Genomic DNA, 21,597 nt, shown 5'->3' with positions numbered 1-21,597 from the left:
ATCGAGGAACCATCTGGGGCAGACTGGTGGTCCCCGGCCAAGCACACCGGAATCTGTGGTCGAGCGGGTCGCGACATGCATGCGAGTTGCGCCCATTCCCAGACAACGAGAAGCCTTTTTTGAACGGGAGGCCTCCATCGTGAACGACGCGAAACCGGCCGGGCGAATTCAAGCCGGACTTGCCGCACCGAACTCCGGACGGAGCGCCTCGTCGACATCAATAGAGCCGAAGCTGGCCGTTGATGGCGCCATGGAGACGTGAGCCCAGTCCCTACTCGGCGCCACAACTGCCGTCCGAGCCTTCTCCCAGAGCAAAAGAGTTAGGTGAACAGAAAACAACAGCACGAGTGGCATGCCACCATGAATTACACAAGCCACTGAGCCACCGCCATTCTCGCGTGCGAACTCTACATTCCCAGCTACTGAGGTAAGCGACATGAGCAGGATGAGAGTCGACGCGTACCACCATGCGAGTGACTTCATTCTGAACTGGGTAGTCGCAATTACCGCACCAATGGTCAACCCTTCTAGGGCCAACGGTACATTCGACGCCAAGTCGGGCTCGACGTGATTTCTGACAGCCAGCCCAACGAGCGCAGAGAAGGACAGCTGAAACGACTTCCACGAGACGAACAAGGTAACTGCTACGGAGGCCTGCAACGGCGTGGGCCGGTAGCCGGCGATCCTATCGCGCAGCGAGTGTGTCGTTCTGGGCACTACGGGAGTATCATCACTCATTCCGGGAAGGTCCCTTCTTCCTGGTAATTCGCCCCTCATCGGTTGTCCAAGTCCGATGAGGGGCTTCTTATTTGCTTGTCACTCGCAAACAGACGGGCGCCTGCGGGGAACTGCACGGCAGTCAACACGCAATACACCGACACGGCAACAAGGCTATTCGCCACCATCTGGCGTTTCGCCTGGTCAGGCGAGTTGCTAGATATTCGCTAGCCGATTCGGCACAGGCTTCCCGGTGACGATCCGCAGAGTGTGATCTTTTTTTCAACGCTCCACCGCCCACTCCAAGACGTCCCACGTCGAGGGCTGAAACCCGCTAGCAGTGGGGAGATTTCGGGGAACTCGAACCGATCAAGAGCGACCCAACGCCGCCGAACGCCGCCGAACACGACCGACGCAGTGAGCGTGGCACAACTCGCCGCTGGGATTTCCGACGACCGGTCCACACTGGTCAGGCTCGTTCTAGGTGGGAAGTTGCGCCCTCGGGGACGGCCTCTGCTATCTTCTCTGCAGTGCCTCACGCACCGGCCGGTGTAGTTTAGTGGTAGAACATCAGCTTCCCAAGCTGAGAGTGCGGGTTCGATTCCCGTCACCGGCTCTCTTTCTCCCCCGCGAAATTCCCTGTCCCGCAGAAGCATTCGCCGTTGAGCAATCGGCGGCCGAAGTCCGGGTCTTGGTCGACGGGCGCATCGGTCGATGCCGAACATCACTCGATCCACCGCACCGCGGCGGTGGACGCACAGGTTGCCACCTACCGCGTGGACCGGAGACGACCGAACCCGCGTACCGGGTCGATTCCGGCGGAAAGGTTAGGCGAGCCGGATCGTGGCTACCCCTCCGTAGGTGCCGGGTGCCGTGGACGTCCGAGGGCCGGGTCGAAGGGCCGGTCCACGGCATGTGATCGCACCGACCGTGACTTTGTGACGACGGCGGAAGGAAACCGGACAGATGCTCATGCTCACGCCCACTGCCATCGAGGCCGTTCGCACCATCACCTCCGCGGACGGGATGCCCGACGATGCGGGATTGCGCATCTCCTCGAACGACGGCGCCGAGACCCTGCAGCTCGCTGTAGCCGCGGGGCCGTCGGAGCAGGATCAGGTGCTCAACGCGGAAGGCCCGCGCGTCTTCCTCGACGAGCAGGTCGTCGACTTCCTGGACGACAAGATTCTCGACACCGGGCTGGGCCCGGACGGGCAGGGCACCTTCGTGCTCGCCCAGCAGGACCCGAATACCGCGGGTCGTTAGACCGACGCCGATTCGGCCTCGTCGGAGCCGAATCGGCGCCCCCGCCGACTGCCCGGCCTAGTCCGGCCAGATCGGCGTGCGCTTGGCCAGAAAGGCATCCATACCCTCGCGTGCGCCCGGCAGCTGGGACGCGGCGGCCATCACTTCGAGCGCGATCGTGTAGGCGTCGTCCTCCGGACGGTCCAGCTGCGCGTACAGCGTGCGCTTGCCCAGCGCCTTACTCGCCCGGCTGCCCCGGGTCGCCCTGGTGAGCAGCTCGGCGACCGCCTGGTCGAGATCGGCGTCGGGGACGACCCGGTTGACCAGTCCCCAGTCGGCGGCGGTGCGGGCATCGATCGGATCGCCGGTGAGGGCGAGTTCCATCAGGCGTTTGCGGCCGATGGCCCGAGCCACGGGAACGGCCGGAGTGTGGCAGAACCAACCGCCCTTGCCACCCGGGAGAGCGAAACCGGCCGATTCGGCGGCGACCGCGAGGTCGCAGGAGGCGACCAGCTGGCATCCGGCGGCCGTGGCCAGGCCGTGAACGCGCGCGACAACGACCTGGGGCACGGATTCGATGGTCGACATGACCTCGGTGCACAGGGTCAGCAGGTCGCGCACACCGAGCAGGTCGCGGGCGGCGACATCGGCGAAATCGTGCCCGGCGGAGAAGACGGGGCCGTTCGCGGCCAGCACGATCCCGCTCGCATCGCTGCCGCCCGCCCAGCGAAATGCGGACAGTAGCTCCCGCAGATGATCGGCCGAGAGCGCATTGCGCCGGTCCGGCCGATCCATGGTGATGCGAACGGTTTCACCGTTGCGCTCGACGAGCAGGTGCTGGTACTCCGCTGTAGCCATACCCCCACGGTAGAACGGTCCGGGCGCGGTAGCCGCGGCGAACTCGTCGAGCGCTCGGTGATCGTGCCGAGGACCTACTGCGGCGACGCGACGCAGGTGGTGGCGATCTTCTGGGTCGCCGCACGCGCCTTGTCGGAGTCCTCCTTGCTCAGGCCGCCCATCGAACCGTCGGCCACCTGGGCATTGCTGCCGGGCTTGGTCATCTTACGCAGGCCGTCCTGCGAAATGCCTTCGTCCACATAGAGTTTGGCGGCGCAATCGGCGAGTTTCGCATCCTTGAGGCCGCTGGACTGCAGGGATTTCGACAGGTCGGCCTGGGTGATGGTCGGCTCCGAACCCTTGTCGGAACCGCACGCACCCAGAAGCGGCAGGGCGATGCAGACGGCGGCGATCAGCGAAATCCTCAACTGTTCCTCAATTCTCAGGCGTATCAGCTATGGCGCGTTCCGGCGCAACCGGACACGAACCGCGGAGGTGATACTGCCGCATCACGCGGCCGGACAACAGTCCGAGTGGTGCGAACACGGAGCGTTCACAAAGGCGCCGCTCGCAGATCCCTCGGCCGCGATTGCGGCGACATCTGTTGGCGTAACGCCAATGATTGCTAGGGTGTCTGCGTTCCTGGTCGCGTCCGAGTCTCGGTGCGGGAGTTTCGTCATGATGTTGAACCATCACCGGGTCGGCACCGGTGAACCGCTGGTCCTGATCCACGGCGTCGGCAGTCGCTGGCAGGTGTGGGAACCGGTCATCGACACGCTGGCGGCCCACTTCGACGTGATCGCGGTCGACCTTCCCGGATTCGGCGGGTCGGACCCGCTCCCGCACACCACGGTGGACACCCTCACCGACGCGCTGCACGCGTTCCTCACCGAACAGGGCCTGGACCGACCGCACCTCGCCGGCAACTCCATGGGCGGTCTGATCGCGCTGAACCTCGGCGCACGCGGAGCGGCGAGTTCGGTGACCGCGTATTCACCGATCGGCTTCTGGTCCGATGCCGGGCGCATCTGGTGTCAGCAGGCGCTGGGCCGTGCGGCCACCCTGGGCCGGCGACTGCGCGCGCAGCTGCCCGCCATCCTCGGCACACCGGCCGGGCGGACCGCCTTCCTGAGCATCGTGTTCGGCCGGCCGTGGGCGCTGGACGGCCGAACCGCGGTCGAGACCGTGGACGGCGTCCTCCATGCCCCTGGATTCCGTTCGGCTCTGGCCTCTTTCGATCAGGCGCGGCTGCGCGACGGTGGCCGCCTGGCCCGCATCCCGGTCACGATCGCCTGGGGCAACCGCGACATTCTGCTCACCTATCGGACCCAGAGCCGGCGGGCCCGGCAATGGCTCCCCCAGGCCCGGCACATCACCCTGCCGGGCAGCGGCCACACCCCGTTCTACGACGACCCGGCCGGATGCGCGAAGATAATCCTCGAGCAAGTGCCTACCGGCGGGTAACCGGGCGGGCCGACCCGATCAGCACGGAGTGAGCGATGAGCGACGTATCCCTGACCTTCGACGGTGATCGTGCCTACGTCGAACTCGACCGGCCCGACAAACACAACGGGCTCACCATCGAGATGTTGAACGATCTCGTCCGTGTGGCGCGGGTGATCGGAAAGCGCGACGAGATTCGCGCCGTGATCCTCGCCGGCAACGGGCCCAGTTTCTCCAGCGGTCTCGATATCGCGAAGGCAACCGGCGACCCGCTGAGTATCGTGCGCAATTTCCTGCCCTTACCGTGGCTGGGCACCAACGCTTTTCAGGAAGCCTGCTGGGCGTGGCGGCGGCTGCCGCAACCGGTGATCGCGGCGGTGCACGGCCATTGTTTCGGCGGCGGATTGCAATTGGCTCTGGCCGCCGATTTCCGTTTCGCCACACCGGATTCCGATTTCGCCGTGATGGAAGTCGCGCACGGCCTCGTTCCGGATATGTCGGGCGCGGTCACGCTGTCGCGCCTGATCGGCGCGGACAAGGCCCTCCTGCTGACCCTGACCGCCGATCCCGTCGACGCCGCCTATGCCGCCCGAATCGGACTGATCACCGAGGTGAGCGAGGATCCGCGCGCCGATGCCGAGAAATTGGCCGATCGCATCGCGGCCCGCCCGGCACCCGCCGTCGCCGCCGCCAAACAATTGTTCGAGCGCACCTGGCACGCGGGGACTCGCCGCACCCTCGGAATCGAACGGGCGACGCAGATACCACTTCTGGTACGGCAAGCGCTCGGCCGTCGGTAGATTCGACAAAGCAGACACGGCCGACCCGGGACTTACCCGAAAGCGCGAGCGGGAAACCCATTCACCGGTGATTCGCTGTTAGCATTTTCACACTTTGCCAGCGAAGCCGGTGAATGGGGGCGCATCGGCGAGAACGGGAAGGGCTGCATTTGTCCAAGACCGTATCCGTCCTGCTGTCCGCGATAGCGGGCGCCTCGGCCGTGCTTCTGGCCATGACCGCGCCGGCGGCCGCCAACCCGAATGCCATCAATCCGATTCCGGTTCTCAACGGCACCACCGGATTACCGAATCTGGCCGGGCGTTCCCGAGCGATATTCCAGGTCACCGGAATGGCCAGCCCGAACGCCACCGAGAACTACAACGTCCTCGGCACCGACCTGGGAATCATGTGGGACAACGGCCGCGGCGAGATGCTCACCGCCTTCGGCGATACCGCCGGGCTGGGGCTGCCGAATCTGCTGGCCGGCAGCTTCTGGGCGTGGCGCAGCAATATCCTGGTGCGCAGTCACACCCAGGATCCCTCGGGCGGCATCTATTTCGACAGCGCCGTGCGCGACGTGTTCGGCCAGGCGCGGGACCTGATTCCGAGCCCCAAGATTCCGTTCATCGAGATCAGCCGCATCCCGACCGCGGGAATCTCGGTGAACGGCGTGCAGTACATGAGCCTGATGTCGGTGAAGAGCTGGGACGACGTCGGCCAGTGGACCACCAACTACTCCGGTCTGGCCGCCTCGGCCGACAACGGGGAAACCTGGGCCGACCTCGATTTCACCCGCCGGCCCAACGAGGGCGGCAATGCCAACTTCCAGATGAACGCCTTCGTGAAGAGCGGCGGCTGGGTATACGAATACGGCACGCCGTCGGGCCGCAATCACTTCGCCTACGTCGCGCGCGTGCGGGAGAACGACATCCAGAATCTCGGTGAATACGAGTACTGGGACGGCGGGGCCTGGCGCAAGAACGATGTGAACGCCGCACGCCCGATCACCGGCGGCGTCGGCGAGATGTCGGTGATGTGGAACGACTACCTCGGGCAGTTCGTCATGCTGACCACCGATCCGTGGAATTCGGTTGTGATGCGCCGGGCGTCCTCCCCGGAGGGGCCGTGGAGTGAGCCGGAGGTGCTGATCGATACGCGTGAGTTGCCCACCGCGTACGCCCCGTCGATCTTCCCGTACCAGACCGGCCGCGAGTTGTATTTCCTCACCACGGTGCACAGCCAGTACAACGTCATTCTCATGCGAACGACGCTGTAATTCGTAGTCGACGACGGCACCGGGAGCCGGAGCGGCAGCGCCCCGCCTGTCAGCGGGGCACTCCGGCCCTTACGCTACAGTCCCGCGCTGCCGGTGGACGGCGCCGGCGCGTTTCCCGTTCCGGCCTGGTCGTCGTCGAAACGGTCGTGCCCGAATCGATCCTTTCCGAAACGGTCGTAACCGAACAGATCGTAGCCGTCGCGATCGTATCCGAAACGGTCCTCTCCGAAACGATTGAAACCGTCACTGTCGTATCCGTCGGAACCGAAATCGCCGACGCTACAGGGCGTCAGGGCGACATTCGGCCCGGCCGCACCTGCCGTGCCCGCGGCCGCGAGGCCGATCCCGGCCGTCGCGGCCAGCGCGGCGACGACGACCACTGCACGCCTGCGCTCGACGAGCCGTGGGCGAAACACTGTAACCACGGAAATGTTCTCCTCTCGAAAGCCCGACCGGTCCACACGGTAGGTACGTGCCCGGCGTCGCACATCAGGGTCCTCCCGGAAAGACACCCCGAAAATTGTTGGTGCCGTGGCCTTTTGGACACCTGAGCGCAGCACCGGTGCGGCGGTGCCGCGGGCGGCGACCCGCTACCCGATAAACTCGCCCCATGGACGCCGCCGAGTGGGACGAGCGCTATGCGCAGAGCGAACTGGTCTGGGGCGCGCCGCCGAATGCGACGGTGGTGGAACACATCTTCGGATTGGAGCGCCGCGTCCGGCTGGCGCCCGATGCGCCCGGTGAAGCTCCCCCCGAATTGCCGCGTGCCCTGGATCTGGCGTGTGGCGAGGGGCGGCACGCGCTGTGGCTGGCCACGCACGGCTGGCAGGTGCGAGCGGTCGACTTCTCCCAGGTCGGCATCGACAAGGGACGCACGGTCGCCTCGCGACTGTCGCGTTCGGTGCGCAGCAGGATCGACTGGGAATGCGCGGACGTCACCGATCTGGCCGGTGCGGGAATCGACGGCCCGTTCGAATTGATTCTCGCCGTCTACATTCATCTGCCGGCCGGACAGCGGCGCAGCATGCTGCTCGCGGCGGCCGAGCGGCTGAGCCCGGGTGGCACCCTCCTCGTCCTCGGCCACGACACCACCAACATCGCCGACGGTTACGGTGGACCGCAGGATCCGGCGATCCTGTTCACTCCAGACGACGTGGTGGCGGATCTGACTGCGGCAGAACATATCCGGATCGACACCGCGCAGCGGGTACTGCGCGAGACCGAGGGATGCGACGCCATCGACGCCCTCGTGGTCGCCACCGCGACCGTGCCCGATCTGGAGGAACAAGCGACGGCCACCCCGGACGCGTGATCCGGGGTGGCGACGCCTCACAGTCCGGCGCTGCCGGTGGGTAGCGGCGCCGGTCCGTGGGACTGTGCGGGCGGATCCGCCCGGGGGTGATCGAATCGGTCATGGCCGAATCGGTCACGGCCGAATCGGTCGTATCCGAACCGGTCGTAACCGAGCGAGTCGTATCCCGACCGATCGAAGCCCGAGCGGTCGCGGCCGAACCGGTCGACACCCTGGGCGTTGAACCCGTCGGAGCCGAAGCCGTCGGCGCTGCACGGCGGGGCCGCGCCACACGGAACGCTCGCCTCGGCCGCCCCCGCACCGGCGACCGCGATACCGGTCGCGGCGAGGACAGCCAAGGCGACACCGGCCACGGGACGGCGAGCGGTGCGAATCGGACCTGCGATCATGGATCACTCTCCTCTCGAAATCCCGACCGCGGTCGAAATTACCCCCCGCGGCGGCGCGACGACATCGGGGTATTCCCGGAGATGGATGCTGAGATTCGATGGTTCGCAGGTGTTTTCGCACCACCGCGTTCGCCCGGCCGGCAGCTCGGTAGCAATCCGGCGCGGGACTACTCGCCGATCACTCGTCGTCCGCCCATCGGCGCAGCCACGGCTCCACCGTCTGCGCGATCAGATCGAAACCGGCGCGGAAGGAATGCGGCTGGCGGGGAACGACTTTCACCTCAGCGGCGTCGGAGGCATCCGGAATGCCGAACGGGTCGCGCTCACCGTTGATCACCACCACGTCGACGTGCGCGGACGCTGCCACCAGTTCGTCACGCCGCGTCTTCTCCGGCTTGCCGGGCGGATGCAGGGGGAAGGACAGTGCCAGCACACCTTTCGCGTCCGCTTCCACGGCCGTCCGGCAGGCGACCCGGGCGCCGTTGCTGCGACCGCCCTGAATCAGCGGTACGCCGGGTACCCGCGCCCGCAGGGCGGCGACGATCTCGAGCCAGGCCGCATCCTGCACCGCCGCCGATCCCGGCGCGCGCCGACCGGCCACGCGATACGGCTGGATCACCCGCGCGACGACCCCGCCCAGCGCTACCGCGCGATCGCGCACCGCCAGCAGATCCCCGGCCTCCACCCCGCCGCCGGAGCCGTGGGTGAGCAAGAGCAGAAAACGATCGCCGGTACCCCGCTCGATCTCCACCTCGGCATCCCCCGCAGTCGTCTCGATGCGCACGCGGTCCACGGTAATCGCCGTTCAACTCACCGCGGCCACGCACCGGAAGCCGATATGGCTCATTCCGGTGTCGATCATCTGCGGGCGTCGTGCCGCGGGCCGGTACCGGCGGCAGTAGCTGTCGGCGCAGAGGAACGAACCGCCCTTGATCACCTTGCGCGGCACTCGGAACTGCGGCTGGCGTGGATCGAAACTCCGCTGCCGATCCCCACCGCGCGGGTTGCGCGGGACGCAGCATCCGCCGCCGCCCGGATGACGTTCGGCATACCAGTCGTCGGTCCATTCCCACACGTTGCCGGCCATGTCGAACAGGCCGTAGTCGTTGGGCGGATAGGAACCGACGGCAGCGGTGTGACCGTAACCGGGATCGGGGCGCCACGGGAATCGGCCGTGCCAGTAGTTGGCCAGGCGCTCCTCGCCCGTTTCGCCCTCCTCGCCCCAGGTGTATTCGGCTCCCTCCACGCCGCCGCGGGCCGCGGCTTCCCACTGCGCCTCGGTCGGCAGCGCCCGGCCCTGCCATGCCGCGTAGGCGGCGGCGTCCTCGTGCGCGATATGCACCACCGGATGGTCGGCCCGGTCGGTGATCGACGACCCCGGCCCCTCCGGATGCCGCCACGAGGCGCCGGGCGTCCAGCGCCACCACAGGTTCAGATGCCGCAGGTCCACCGGGCCGGCGGTCCGGCGGAACACCATCGAGCCGGGTTGCAGGTTCTCGACCGGCGCTCCCGGGAAGTCGGCGGGATCGAGTGGGCGTTCGGCGACGGTGCGGTATCCGGTTTCCGCGACGAAGTGCTCGTATTGGGCGTTGGTGACCTGCCGGGTTTCGATGGCGAAGGCGTCGACGGCGACCCGGTGGGCGGGACGCTCCTCCGGATAGTGGCGGTCCGAACCCATCGTGAAGGTCTGCGCGGGTATCTGCCGCACGTCGGTGGCGATCGATGTATTCACGGGCCGTTCCTACGAATCGGGTGTGAAGATCTGCGCCCAGTCATTTTTCATGCTGACCACCGTCCAGTCGTTGCGACGCGCGTGCTCGAGCGCATTCTCGGCACCGGCGACGTAGTCGAATTCCCGCTCCGCGTCGTCGTGCAGGATGAGCATGCGCAGCGACGGCGCGCCCGCGAGTTCGGAGAACGACAGCATGGGCAGATCACCGTTGGAATTGCCGACCGACAGGATGGGACGGCGGCCGATCCGGCTCCAGATCCGGATCGGTTTCTCCGGCCCGTCGTCGAAGAAATCCATCGCGGATTTGTAGAGCAGGTCGCTGCGGCCCTCTCGTTCCCGGTAGGTCAGCCCGAGCGCACTACCGATCACCCGTTCCGGCGGCACCCCGTAGAGATCACCGGCGACCGGGCGCATGAAATCCCGATCGCCACCGGAGGCGATGTAGGTGGTGAATTCGTTGTCGCGCAGATACCACAGCAATTCGACCATCGGCACGAAACCACAGCCGTGATACGGGCGCCCGAGGGTCGGGTGGGCGGCCCGGGAGAAGAATGCCGACACTCGAGCGTCGTAGTCCTCGACGGTGATCTCACCGAACGCACGAGTTACCGCGCCCATCAACAACTTCAGATCGTCGTCGTCACCGTGGTAGTGCTTGACCATCGCCGCGCCGAGCCACTGCAGATCCTGCTCGTACGCCGCGCGCCAGGGCTGTTGCGTGCGCAATTCCGGCTCCTGCTCGGCCATTTCGGCCAATCGCCGGATGGTGAAATCGAGCTGGATCGGCATCGGCTTCTCACACCACAGGGTGCCGTCGTTGTCGAATACCGCGATCCGCGCGGACGGTTCGACATATCCGGGCCCGTCACGATCGGTGACGCGAGCGACGAAATCGACGATGGCCGAGGTGGTTTCACCGTCGTTCCACGATTCCAGCGACACCGCCATCGTCAGTCCCGGGCTAGGAAGTCGTGCAGTTTGGCGACGGCGTGATCGATGGTGAACGACGCCGGTTCCTGACGCGGCGGAAATTCCTTGAACGTCTCCAGGAATGCCGTCGCGATGGCCGTCCCGTAGAAGGCGATGTAGTCGTGGTCGAGGAACCAGTCCCAATAGGTGTTGGAGGTGACGTCGGCCCGTTCGAAAGGGTCGGTGCGCAGATTGAACAGTTTCGGTACCCGCAGCGGGGTGAAGGGTTCTGCCCAGATTCCCAGCGTGCCCTGCTTGCGCTGCTCCATGAACACGATCTTCCAGTTCTCGAACCGTATTCCGAGCACATCGCAGTCGTCGGAGAAATAGACCATGCCGCGCCGCGGGCTGTGTTCGGCCGCCCCGGTGAGGTAGGGCAACAGGTTGTAGCCGTCGATGTGGACCTTGAACGTCTTGTCCCCCACCGGATGTCCCTGTTTCAGCTTGTCGACGATATCGGGTTCGCCGGCCGCGGCGAGCAGGGTGGGGAGCCAATCGTGGTGCTGCACAATGTCGTTGGATACGGAACGGGCGGCGATGTGGCCCGGCCAGCGGATCACCTGCGGCACCCGGAACGCACCCTCCCAGTTGGTGTCCTTCTCACTGCGGAACGGGGTGGTCGCGCCGTCGGGCCAGGTGTTGGCGTGCGGGCCGTTGTCGGTGCTGTAGATGACGATCGTGTTGTCGGCCAGCCCGAGCTCGTCGAGGGCGTCGAGCACGCGGCCCACATTGCGGTCGTGGTCGATCATCGTGTCGTGGTACGGCGACTGCCAGACTCCCGCCTGCCCGACACTTTCCGGCTTGGTATGCGTGCGCAGATGCATGTGGGTGAAGTTCAGCCAGACGAAGAACGGCGTGCCCGCGCGCTGCTGGCGGGTGATGAAATCGACGCAGGCCTCGGCCACGTCCTCGTCGATCGTCTCCATCCGCTTCTTGGTCAGCGGGCCGGTGTCCTCGATGCGTTGTCTGCCGACGCGCCCGAAGCGCGGGTCCTCGGTGGGGTCGTCCTCGTCGGTCGCCCACGAGTGCAGCACCCCGCGCGGGCGTTGCAGGTCGTAGAGCCGCGGATAGGTGTCCTTGTGCGGATAGTCCGGTAGTTCGGGTTCCTCCTCCGCGTTCAGGTGGTAGAGGTTGCCGAAGAACTCGTCGAACCCGCGCACCGTCGGCAGGAATTTGTTGAGGTCGCCGAGGTGATTCTTGCCGAATTGCCCGGTCGCGTAGCCGAGCGGTTTCAGCAGTTCGGCGATGGTCGGATCCTCCGGCGACAGACCGATGCCCGCGCCGGGCACCCCGACCTTGCTCATCCCGGTGCGATAGACACTCTGCCCGGTGATGAAGGAGGCCCGCCCGGCCGTACAACTCTGTTCGCCGTAGGAGTCGGTGAACCGCATGCCTTCCTCGGCGAGCCGGTCGATGTTGGGCGTGCGATAGCCCATCAGACCGTCGCTGTAGCAGCTGAGATTGGTGATCCCGATGTCGTCGCCCCAGATCACCAGAATGTTCGGCTTCGAATCCGGCACAGCGGCCTCCTTCGGCGCAGGTGAACTACCCTGCCGAAACCTTGTCCGCGCCCGCCCGCCGGCACCTCACCCGCCGCGGGTGATTGCGGTGAGGCGGCCACCGGGTGTTCATCGCGTCACATCGCCCGGTCAGCGCTTTCCAAGCCCATTACTCATCGGTAATATACGGTGTAAGTTACCCGCGAGTAGAAGGCGGATATTCCGTTCGACTACCCGGTGTGGAGACACATGGGCGGGAACGGCACACACCGACCCGCACCGACTCAACGGAGAGTGAGTAACAGAGATGGGCCATTACAAGAGCAACGTCCGCGACCTGGAGTTCAACCTCTTCGAGGTGCTGGGCATCGGCTCGGTGCTGGATTCCGGCGCCTACGGTGACCTGGACACCGACACGGTCAAGAACATCATCGACGAGGTACGCCGCCTGGCGGAGGGGCCGGTCGCCGAGTCCTTCGCCGACTCCGACCGCAACCCGCCGGTGTTCGACCCCACCACCCACAGCGTCTCCATCCCGGAGTCGTTCAAGAAGTCCTTCAAGGCCTACCAAGAGGCCGGCTGGAACAAGGTCGGTCTGAACGAGGAGCTGGGCGGCCTGCCCGCACCGCGTTCGGTGGTCTGGGCCCTCAACGAGATGATCCTGGGCGCGAACCCGGCCGTCGCGATGTACGCCGCCGGTGGCCCGTTCGGCCAGATCTTCTGGAACAACGCCACCGACGAGCAGAAGAAGTGGGCCGAGATCGCCGTCGAGCGCAACTGGGGCGCCACCATGGTGCTGACCGAGCCCGACGCCGGTTCCGACGTGGGCGCCGGCCGTACCAAGGCCATCCAGCAGGAGGACGGCTCCTGGCACATCGAGGGTGTCAAGCGGTTCATCACCTCCGGTGACTCCGACGACATGTTCGAGAACATCTTCCACCTGGTGCTGGCCCGCCCCGAGGGCGCCGGACCGGGCACCAAGGGCCTGTCGCTGTTCTTCGTGCCGAAGTTCCACTTCGACTTCGAGACCCAGACCCTGGGCGAGCGCAACGGCGTGTTCGTCACCAACGTCGAGCACAAGATGGGCCTGAAGGTCTCGGCCACCTGTGAGGTCACCTTCGGCGGCCACGGCGTCCCGGCCAAGGGCTGGCTGGTCGGCGAGGTCCACAACGGCATCGCGCAGATGTTCGACGTGATCGAGAACGCCCGAATGATGGTGGGCACCAAGGCCATCGCGACTCTGTCGACCGGTTACCTGAACGCGCTGGACTACGCCAAGCAGCGGGTGCAGGGCGCGGATCTGACCCAGATGACCGACAAGACCGCTCCGCGCGTCACCATCACCCACCACCCGGACGTGCGCCGCTCGCTGATGATGCAGAAGGCCTACGCCGAGGGCCTGCGCGCGATCTACCTCTACACCGCCGCGCACCAGAACGAGGACATCGCTCAGCTGGTCTCCGGCGCCGACAAGGACCTCGCGTTCCGTGTCAACGACCTGCTGCTGCCGATCGTCAAGGGTGTCGGTTCGGAGCGGGCCTACCAGTACCTGACCGATTCGCTGCAGACCTTCGGTGGCTCCGGCTTCCTGCAGGACTACCCGATCGAGCAGTACATCCGCGACGCGAAGATCGACTCGCTGTACGAGGGCACCACCGCCATCCAGGCGCAGGACTTCTTCTTCCGCAAGATCGCCCGCGACCGCGGCGTGGCGCTGGCCCACGTGGCCGGCCAGCTGCAGAAGTTCATCGAGTCCGAGGCCGGCAACGGCCGCCTGAAGGGCGAGCGCAAGCTGCTGGCGACCGCGCTCGAGGATGTGCAGGCCATGGCCGCCACCCTGACCGGTCACCTGATGGGCGCGCAGCAGGACGCCAAGGAGCTGTACAAGGTCGGCCTGGGTTCGGTCCGCTTCCTGATGGCGGTGGGCGACCTGCTGATCGGCTGGCAGCTGCTGCGTCAGGCCGAGGTCGCCATCAAGGCGCTCGACAACGGCGCCACCGGCTCCGACGAGGCCTTCTACAACGGCAAGGTCGGCGTGGCTCAGTTCTTCGCCCGCAACGTGCTGCCGGAGCTGACCGCCACCCGCACCATCCTGTCCAACCTGGACAACGACGTGATGGAGCTCGACGAAGCGGCCTTCTGATCGCCTTCTCGATCACCATGTGAACACAGCGGCCCCGCCTCTCGCATCCGGGAGGCGGGGCCGCTGTCGTTCCGGGATGCGAATACGTAAGGCCGGACCACGATCCGGACGGCGCGCCCGGACCGCCGGTCCTGCACCGGAATCGAGGCCGGGTAATAATGACGGCACTGGAGTGCCCCGGGGTCTGGTGCGCCATACATAAACCGAGACAACCGAACAGCGCCGTGCCATGCCGATGTGACGAGCGTTTCGTCGGCATACCGCACGCCGTCCGCCGAGGGCAGGCACAATACCCACGGCGCGACTCATGGAAGGAATTCGGAATATGAGACGACTGTCCGCCCTGGCCGGAGCGTGCGCGGCGGTCGCGCTGCTGGGCCTGACGGCATCGCCGGCCGGAGCCGACCCGAACAACATCAATCCGATTCCCGGGCTGAACGGCATCAACGGATTGCCGCAGCTTCCCGGCCCGACGCAGGCGGTCTATCAGGCCACCGGCATGGCCTCGCCGAACCGGACCCAGAACCAGAACGTGCTGGGCACCGACCTCGGCATCATGTGGGACGACGGGCGCGGGCAGATGATCACCGCCTACGGCGACACCGCCGGCCTCGGCGTGCCGAACGTGCTGGCCGGCAGCATCTGGGCGTGGCGCTCGAACGTGCTGTTCCGCAGCCCGGCCGGTGCCGACCCGTCGGCGGGCGTGAACTACACGAGCTTCGTGGACAATCCGCTGCCCAGCCCGAAGATTCCGGGCATCGAGATCAGTTTCATTCCGACCGCGGGCATCTCGGTCGACGGCGTGCAGTACATGTCGATGATGTCGGTGCGGGAATGGGGACCGGACGGGCACTGGGACACCAACTTCTCCACCCTGGCCGTCTCCGGTGACGACGGTCAGACCTGGGCACAGCTGCCGACCACCCGCCGCGGCAACGAGAACGGCTTCCAGAGCTTCCAGCAGAACGCCTTCCTGAAGGCCGGCGGCTACGTCTACAAGTACGGCACCCCCGCGGGCCGCAACCAGCCCGGATTCATCTCGCGGGTCAAGGAAGCCGATATCGCCAATATCGACGCCTACGAGTACTGGGACGGCGGCGCGTGGAAGCCGAAGGACGCCAATGCCGCCAAGCCGATCGTCGGCGGCGTGGGCGAGCTGTCGGTGCAGTGGAACGCGCATCTGGGTCAGTACGTGATGCTGACCACCGATCCCTTCGACTCCGTCGTCATGCGGACCGCTCCGAATCCGGAGGGCCCGTGGAGTGCGCCGCGCGTGCTGATCGACGTGCGCGATCTGCCGACCATGTACGCGCCGATGATCTACCCGTACCAGACCGGCAGCGACCTGTACTTCCTGCTGACCATGCACAACCAGTACAACGTCGTGCTCATGCGGACGCCGCTGTAGACGTGCGGGATCCGGGGCCCGGGAGGATATGAAGACGGCTCCGTGCGGTTGCCGGGTCGGGGGTCTGGCAACTGCACGGAGCCGATCTGATTATCGGGACGGGGCTCGGGGCGTTACACGTTTCGTTTCGACACCGGAGAAATTCTCGATCGAGGCAGCGGGGGGACAATCGAGGGCGAGGGCGGTGCAGGGCGCTGGTCTCCCGCCGCGGCACAGCAGCAAGCAGAGCTCGGACCTGCCGAAGCTCGGACGACTCGAGGAGAAGAGTATGCAGCTGGGAATGATCGGGCTCGGCCGAATGGGTGCCAACATCGTGCGGCGCATCGTCAAGGACGGGCACACCGCGGTCGGCTACTCCCGGCACGAGGACCAGATCAAGGAATTCACCGACGAACTGGGCGACAGCTTCCGGGGCGCGACCGACTACCCGGCCTTCATCGCGCTGCTGGAGAAGCCGCGCGTGGTCTGGGTGATGATTCCGGCCGGCGCGACCGGCGCGGTCATCGACCAGGTCGCCGAACTGCTGGAGCCGGGCGACATCATCATCGACGGCGGTAACAGCCGCTACCACGAGGACATCGCGCGGGCCAAGGCACTGGCGCCCAAGGGCATTCACTACCTCGACATCGGCACCTCCGGCGGCGTGTGGGGGCTGGACCGCGGCTACTGCCTGATGATCGGCGGCGAGGCCGAGCAGGTCGCCCACCTCGAGCCGCTGCTCGAGTCGATCGCGCCGGGTGTCGACGCCGCCGAGCGCACCCCCGGTCGCACCGGTGAGCCCTCCCCCGCCGAACGGGGCTACCTGCACTGCGGTCCCGCCGGTGCCGGGCATTTCGTGAAGATGGTGCACAACGGCATCGAATACGGGGCGATGGCCGCCTACGCCGAGGGCCTGAACATCCTGCACAAGGCCAATATCGGCAAGGAACTCGACGACGCGCATTCGGCCGAGGTCTCCCCGCTGGAAAATCCCGAGTACTACCAGTTCGACATCGACGTGCCCGAGGTCACCGAGGTGTGGCGGCGCGGTTCGGTGGTCGCGTCGTGGCTGCTGGATCTGACCGCGGCCGCGCTGCACGCCGATCCCGACCTGACCAGCTTCGGTGGGCGAGTGTCGGATTCGGGCGAGGGCCGCTGGACCATCCACGCCGCGATCGACGAGGGCGTGCCCACCCCGGTGCTCTCGACCGCGCTGTACGAGCGGTTCTCCTCGCGCGGTGAGGCGCTCTACGCGGACAAGGTGCTCTCGGCCATGCGCAAGGCCTTCGGCGGGCACAACGAGCTGCCGGGCACGTAGACGGGTAGGTCTCGGGTAGGTTCCGGCGCCTCGAACGGCTACGGTCGGTCCATGCGCAACGTTGCCGGGATCGTTCTCGCAGTCGCCGCAGTCGCCCTCGCGGGGTGCTCCGGTGGTGGCGGCTCCAGCTCCACCACCACGACCAGCCCCAGCGCCGCACCGGGCACCACGAGCGCGACGGGTGGCACCGCCGCGACCACCACCGGTAACCAACAGGACTGCGCCGCAGGCTTTCTCGCGCAGTTCACCACCCGGCAGAAGCTGGCGCAGCTGCTCACCGTGGGCGTCAAGAACGCCGCCGACGCCGAACAGGTGGTGCGCGGGGAACAGGTGGGCGGCATCTTCGTCGGCAGCTGGACCGATCAGTCGATGCTGTCCGGCCAGGGCCTCGACCAGGTGAAGGCCGCCGCGCGCACACCGCTGATGGTGACCATCGACGAAGAAGGCGGCCGGGTGTCGCGGTTGCAGAACCTCATCGGGCAGGCGCCGTCGGCCCGGGTCGCCGCCCAGACCATGTCCACCGACGAGTACTACCAGCAGAGCCTGGCCCGCGGTCAGGCCATGAAGAAGCTCGGCATCACCGTCGACTTCGCGCCCGACGTGGATGTCAGCGACGAGCCCGACGACGCGGTGATCGGCGACCGGTCCTATTCACAGGACCCGCAGGTCGTCACCGAATACGCCGGCACCTACATCCGGGCCATGCACGATGCCGGTGTCGGCGCGGTGATGAAGCACTTCCCCGGCCACGGACACGGATCGGGCGATTCCCACACCGGCGCGGTCCGCACGCCCCCGCTGGACCAGATGCAGCAGGTGGATCTGGTGCCGTTCCGGAACCTGATCGACTCCGGTGCCGCGGTCATGGTCGGCCATCTGGATGTTCCCGGTCTGACCTCGCCCAACGTCCCGGCGAGTATCAGCCCGGAGGCGATGGCACTGCTGCGCCAGGGCACCGGTTACAACGCCAAGCCCTACGACGGCCCGATCTTCACCGACGACCTGAGCGGCATGGCGGCCATCACGGCCCGGATGGGCATCGAGGACGCGGTCGCCGCCGCCCTGGAGGCCGGCGCGGACGATGCGCTGTGGATCAGCACGAACGCCGTCAGCTCGGTGCTCGACCGGCTCGAGCAGGAAGTTCGCGACGGAAAACTGACCATGAAGCAGGTCGACGACTCGGTCCTGCGGGTGGCCAAGTACAAAGGCATCCAGCTCCTCTGCTGAGCCCGGCTTCAGCGAATCGGTGGCAATTCGTTGTTCTCCGAAACTTACCTTGGAGTAAGATAGGGGTTTCGATATGGGCTAGGAGTGTGGATGGCAGGCGGAACGAAGCGGCTTCCCAGGGCGGTTCGTGAGCAGCAGATGCTGGACGCCGCCGTCGAGGTCTTCTCCCGAAAGGGATATCACGACACGTCGATGGATGCCATCGCGGCCGAGGCCAAGATCTCCAAGCCGATGCTGTATTTGTACTACGGCTCCAAGGACGAACTGTTCCGGGCCTGCATCCAGCGCGAGAGCGCACGGTTCATCGAGGCCGTCGCGGTGGCCGGCAACCCCAAGCTGACCCCGCACGAACAGCTGCGGGCCGGGCTCGAGGCATTCCTGTCGTATGTCGACAACAACCGGCTCTCGTGGTCGGTGCTGTACCGGCAGGCCCTCGGCCAGCAGCCGTTCGCCTCCGAGATCGCGAACAGTCGCGAGCGCATCATCGAGCTGACCGCGAAACTACTCGAGTCGAGCGCCAAATATGCCGAGCCCGGAACGGATTTCGACATCGTCGCGGTGGCGGTGATCGGCGCGGGCGAGGCGATCGCAGACCGGATCGCCAGCGGCGAAGTGGATGTCGCCAGCGCGGTCGACCTGCTGGACAATCTGGCCTGGCGCGGTCTGGCCGGTAAGAAGAAGGCCGAGTAGACACCGGCGAATCGCGCGGTCGGACTTGCGCGGCGCTGTCGGCACCTGCCAGAGTGCGGATTGCACAGACGGCCGGATTGCCGATGCGGCCGCCGATTCTACGGGGCGGAATTGTTCGGACTTCTCACGCCGTGCGCGCACAGCGCGGCGAAATACGGCCTGGATGTGGCAGATTGGCGCACGCACATGTGCGGCCTGTGCCTGGGTCTGCGCGACGGGCACGGCCACCTGGCCCGCACCGCGACCAATACCGACGCGATCGTGCTGAATGTGCTGACGGAAGCACAGGCCGGCGAGTCCGCGCGAACCACGGCCGGACCGTGCGCGTTGCGCGGCATGCGGCGGGCCCCGGTCGCCGCGGCCGAATCCCCCGGCGTGCGGCTGGCGACCACCGCGTCACTCTTACTGGGAGCGGCCAAGATTCGCGACCATGCCGACGACGGTGACGCCGGTCCACTCGCCCGGCGGCCGATGCGGAAGGTGGCCGATCGCTGGTTCGGCTCGGCGCGTGCGAATGCCGCCGACATCGGGCTGGATATCGAACCGCTGATCGCCGCGATCGGCCGCCAGGCGGAACTCGAACGGGCAGTGCAGATTCACACGGCGGGCGGCGGGCAACCGCGTTCGCATGCGGCACACGGGCGCGGGGCCGTCGCGCTCGACTCCCGGGGCTCCAACGTCGAAAGCGTTACGTGGACAGTCGGTTCCACACCGGCCGCGCTCCTCGCCACACTCACCGAGCCGACACAGATGTGCGCCGCGGAACTGTTCGCTCACAGCGCGGTGCTGGCGGGCCGACCGGAGAATACTCCGGCCCTCCGAGATGCAGGCCGGCATTTCGGCCGCATCGCTCACCTGGCCGACGCCATCGAAGATCTGGACGACGATCGCCGCCGGAATCGCTTCAACCCGCTGCTCGCCAGCGGGGTGAGCGCCGAAGAGGCGCACGGCCTGCTGCGTGAATCCGACGCCGAAATCCGCCGTGCGTTACACCAGGCGAAGCTCGCCCACGTTCCCGCCGTCCGCTGGCTGCTGCTCGATCCGTTGCGCGGCGTCGTCCGGAAACTGGGCCGATCCGCGGCCGTAACATGCGGCGACGCGAAATCTGCCTGCGGCTGCGGAAAACGCGGCGGCCGAACATTTTCCGACGACGCCGATGCCGACGCCGCAGTACAGCTGCTGGGCTACCCCGTGTCAGCCGGGCACATTCGCCCCTCGGCAGCCGCAGCGACACCGGGTCGGCCGCATCGCTCCGGCATCGGCGAAGTCCGCTCCCGCACCGGCGAGGCGATTACGGCGCAGCAGCCCTACGACATCCCGCCGCCGTTCGGTGACCGGCCGCCGAGTGATCCACAACCGCCCTCGGACGAACCGCCGCACGAGCCCCCACGACGCCCCACCTTCTGGCAGGGGGTCGGGATCATCTGCGGGGCGTACTGCACCGGATACGCCTGCTGTGCCGGACATCGGCGGCCGTGCAGCGGTGAACACCGGAATGCCTGGATACAGCGCTGCGACTGCGATTGTGACGACTGCTGCGACTGCGAGGGCTGTGGCGATTGCTGCGGCTGTTGCGGCAGTTGCGGCGACTGTGACTGTGATTGCTGCGACTGCGACTGCAGTTGCTGATCGGGCCGCAGCATCGTCGGCCGCACCGGCGACAGCCGCCCACCTTTTCGCCTTCGCCACATATCGAATCCCCCATGCGATCCGATATGCGGCGGCCGAGAAGGTGGGCGGCTGTCCGGGTGCCGTTCGCTGCTCAGCGCAGCGTCGCGGTCAGATGAGGGTAGCCCTTCTTCGGATGTTTCAGCGACAGATCCCAGCCCTCGGCGGTCTGGTCGGCGTAGACGTTGACCGTGGACGGCAGCAGGATCGGCTTGCCGAATTTCACCGCGTAGGACGTCTTCGCGGGCACCCGGCCCTCGATCACGCCGAGGATCGCGGCGGCCGACCACATGCCGTGGGCGATGGACCGCGGGAAGCCGAAGGCCTTCGCCCCGAGCGCCGACATGTGGATCGGGTTGCGGTCGCCGGAGGCGGCCGCGTAGCGATGGATCATCGCCTGGTCGACCTTCAGCGTGCGCAGCGGCGGCGGAGGCACCTCGTCCGGCTTCGGGGCCGCCTTCGGGCCACCGGACAGTGAGGTGCGCTGCTGGTGCAGGAAGGTGGTGACCTGCCGCCACACCAGTTCCCGGCCCACGCTGATCTCGCTGATCGCATCGACCAGCAGACCCTTGGGATGTTCCCGCAGATTTTCCACGTGGGCGCGGATGTCGAGCGGTTCGCTGACCGAGATCTCGCGGGTGCGCTCGATCAGATTCTCCGCGTGCACCGCCCCGACCGCGACGAACGGGAAGTCGCGGGCCACCACCAGCTGCATCACCACGGGAAAGGTGAGCACGAACGGATAGGTCAGCGGCAGGGAGTCGCCGAAGCGCAATCCGGTCGCGTGGCAGTAGGCCGCGAGGTGGTCGGGATCGACGCGGACGCCGTTCCATTCGACCGCGCGGTCCGGGATCTCGGACTTGCGCGCCGACACCAGCGGCAGCGGAACGGCACCCAGGGCGGCCCTGAGGTACAGGCTGCCGGTCTTGGGCGGCTCGTTCAGCGAGATGGTCCGGGTTGCCACG

21 protein-coding genes and 1 tRNA gene are annotated in these 21,597 nt (G+C 66.7%); 12 read left to right on the top strand and 10 right to left on the bottom strand.

The annotated features are described in order from the left end of the window. Positions 1–168: 168 nt before the first annotated feature. Positions 169–738, bottom strand: a complete 570-nt coding sequence (locus NA3_RS39335) for a DUF2637 domain-containing protein (protein ID WP_167355045.1) — start codon at positions 736–738, stop codon at positions 169–171. A gap of 524 nt (positions 739–1,262) precedes the next feature. Between NA3_RS39335 and NA3_RS27695 the strand changes: the two genes are divergently transcribed. Both NA3_RS27695 and NA3_RS27690 read left to right on the top strand, forming a co-directional pair. Continuing rightward, a tRNA-Gly gene (locus tag NA3_RS27695) sits at positions 1,263–1,333 on the top strand. 350 nt (positions 1,334–1,683) lie between these two features. Continuing rightward, on the top strand, positions 1,684–1,983 hold the full coding sequence (locus NA3_RS27690; RefSeq protein ID WP_030514272.1) for a hypothetical protein: 300 nt from the start codon (positions 1,684–1,686) through the stop codon (positions 1,981–1,983). Positions 1,984–2,040: 57 nt separating this feature from the next. On the opposite strand, the gene NA3_RS27685 is transcribed toward NA3_RS27690, so the two are convergent. Together NA3_RS27685 and NA3_RS27680 are read right to left on the bottom strand one after the other, a co-directional pair. Further along, a complete protein-coding gene (locus NA3_RS27685; RefSeq protein ID WP_062966555.1) occupies positions 2,041–2,820 on the bottom strand; it encodes an enoyl-CoA hydratase-related protein in 780 nt (259 codons plus the stop codon). A gap of 74 nt (positions 2,821–2,894) precedes the next feature. After that, positions 2,895–3,227 carry a hypothetical protein gene (locus NA3_RS27680; RefSeq protein ID WP_062966554.1) on the bottom strand — a complete coding sequence of 111 codons (333 nt, stop codon included), beginning with the start codon at positions 3,225–3,227 and terminating at the stop codon, positions 2,895–2,897. A 250-nt stretch (positions 3,228–3,477) separates the two neighbouring features. On the opposite strand from NA3_RS27680, the gene NA3_RS27675 reads away from it, so the two are divergent. The 3 genes from NA3_RS27675 to NA3_RS27665 all read left to right on the top strand — a co-directional run bounded on the left by NA3_RS27675 (position 3,478) and on the right by NA3_RS27665 (position 6,298). Beyond that, entirely contained in the window at positions 3,478–4,263 is a 786-nt protein-coding gene (locus NA3_RS27675) for an alpha/beta fold hydrolase (RefSeq protein WP_062966553.1), read from the top strand. A gap of 35 nt (positions 4,264–4,298) precedes the next feature. Beyond that, positions 4,299–5,042: a crotonase/enoyl-CoA hydratase family protein gene (locus NA3_RS27670; protein ID WP_062966552.1), complete on the top strand. Its 744-nt coding sequence runs from the start codon at positions 4,299–4,301 to the stop codon at positions 5,040–5,042. A 113-nt stretch (positions 5,043–5,155) separates the two neighbouring features. Then, entirely contained in the window at positions 5,156–6,298 is a 1,143-nt protein-coding gene (locus NA3_RS27665; protein WP_372464296.1) for a glycoside hydrolase family 183 protein, read from the top strand. 74 nt (positions 6,299–6,372) lie between these two features. On the opposite strand, the gene NA3_RS27660 is transcribed toward NA3_RS27665, so the two are convergent. Further along, entirely contained in the window at positions 6,373–6,723 is a 351-nt protein-coding gene (locus tag NA3_RS27660) for a hypothetical protein (protein ID WP_128145002.1), read from the bottom strand. 185 nt (positions 6,724–6,908) lie between these two features. On the opposite strand from NA3_RS27660, the gene NA3_RS27655 reads away from it, so the two are divergent. After that, the gene (locus tag NA3_RS27655) at positions 6,909–7,610 is read left to right on the top strand and encodes a class I SAM-dependent methyltransferase (protein WP_062966549.1); all 702 of its coding nucleotides are present in this window, start codon (positions 6,909–6,911) and stop codon (positions 7,608–7,610) included. A 17-nt stretch (positions 7,611–7,627) separates the two neighbouring features. Here NA3_RS27655 and NA3_RS27650 read toward each other — a convergent pair whose 3' ends face one another. The 5 genes from NA3_RS27650 to NA3_RS27630 all read right to left on the bottom strand — a co-directional run bounded on the left by NA3_RS27650 (position 7,628) and on the right by NA3_RS27630 (position 12,220). Next, positions 7,628–7,999: a hypothetical protein gene (locus tag NA3_RS27650; protein ID WP_062966548.1), complete on the bottom strand. Its 372-nt coding sequence runs from the start codon at positions 7,997–7,999 to the stop codon at positions 7,628–7,630. Positions 8,000–8,177: 178 nt separating this feature from the next. Further along, complete coding sequence (locus tag NA3_RS27645; protein WP_062966643.1) at positions 8,178–8,783, bottom strand: alpha/beta hydrolase family protein; 606 nt, start codon at positions 8,781–8,783, stop codon at positions 8,178–8,180. A 21-nt stretch (positions 8,784–8,804) separates the two neighbouring features. Beyond that, positions 8,805–9,677 carry an SUMF1/EgtB/PvdO family nonheme iron enzyme gene (locus NA3_RS27640; protein WP_062966642.1) on the bottom strand — a complete coding sequence of 291 codons (873 nt, stop codon included), beginning with the start codon at positions 9,675–9,677 and terminating at the stop codon, positions 8,805–8,807. A 63-nt stretch (positions 9,678–9,740) separates the two neighbouring features. Then, positions 9,741–10,679, bottom strand: a complete 939-nt coding sequence (locus NA3_RS27635; protein ID WP_062966547.1) for an HAD family hydrolase — start codon at positions 10,677–10,679, stop codon at positions 9,741–9,743. A 2-nt stretch (positions 10,680–10,681) separates the two neighbouring features. Next, entirely contained in the window at positions 10,682–12,220 is a 1,539-nt protein-coding gene (locus tag NA3_RS27630; protein ID WP_062966546.1) for an arylsulfatase, read from the bottom strand. A 286-nt stretch (positions 12,221–12,506) separates the two neighbouring features. On the opposite strand from NA3_RS27630, the gene NA3_RS27625 reads away from it, so the two are divergent. From NA3_RS27625 to NA3_RS38060, 6 genes are all read left to right on the top strand, one after another. Beyond that, positions 12,507–14,342: an acyl-CoA dehydrogenase gene (locus tag NA3_RS27625; protein ID WP_062966545.1), complete on the top strand. Its 1,836-nt coding sequence runs from the start codon at positions 12,507–12,509 to the stop codon at positions 14,340–14,342. Between the two features lie 325 nt (positions 14,343–14,667). After that, entirely contained in the window at positions 14,668–15,750 is a 1,083-nt protein-coding gene (locus NA3_RS27620) for a glycoside hydrolase family 183 protein (protein ID WP_062966544.1), read from the top strand. A gap of 268 nt (positions 15,751–16,018) precedes the next feature. Beyond that, entirely contained in the window at positions 16,019–17,047 is a 1,029-nt protein-coding gene (gnd, locus tag NA3_RS27615; RefSeq protein WP_062966641.1) for a phosphogluconate dehydrogenase (NAD(+)-dependent, decarboxylating), read from the top strand. A 51-nt stretch (positions 17,048–17,098) separates the two neighbouring features. After that, a complete protein-coding gene (locus tag NA3_RS27610; RefSeq protein ID WP_062966543.1) occupies positions 17,099–18,274 on the top strand; it encodes a glycoside hydrolase family 3 N-terminal domain-containing protein in 1,176 nt (391 codons plus the stop codon). Between the two features lie 90 nt (positions 18,275–18,364). Next, positions 18,365–18,964 (top strand): TetR/AcrR family transcriptional regulator, encoded by a 600-nt coding sequence (locus NA3_RS27605; protein ID WP_030514254.1) that lies wholly within the window; start codon positions 18,365–18,367, stop codon positions 18,962–18,964. Positions 18,965–19,075: 111 nt separating this feature from the next. Continuing rightward, complete coding sequence (locus tag NA3_RS38060) at positions 19,076–20,593, top strand: DUF5685 family protein (RefSeq protein WP_062966542.1); 1,518 nt, start codon at positions 19,076–19,078, stop codon at positions 20,591–20,593. 133 nt (positions 20,594–20,726) lie between these two features. Here the strand turns inward: NA3_RS38060 and NA3_RS27595 are convergent, their stop codons facing one another. Continuing rightward, positions 20,727–21,596, bottom strand: a complete 870-nt coding sequence (locus NA3_RS27595) for a MaoC family dehydratase (protein ID WP_062966541.1) — start codon at positions 21,594–21,596, stop codon at positions 20,727–20,729. Position 21,597 lies beyond the last annotated feature (1 nt).

The sequence above is a fragment of the Nocardia africana NBRC 100379 genome (assembly GCF_001612635.1).
Lineage (GTDB): Bacteria > Actinomycetota > Actinomycetes > Mycobacteriales > Mycobacteriaceae > Nocardia > Nocardia africana.
Note: the sequence above shows the minus strand (reverse complement) of the source record. Positions and strands in the feature narration are given on the sequence as shown.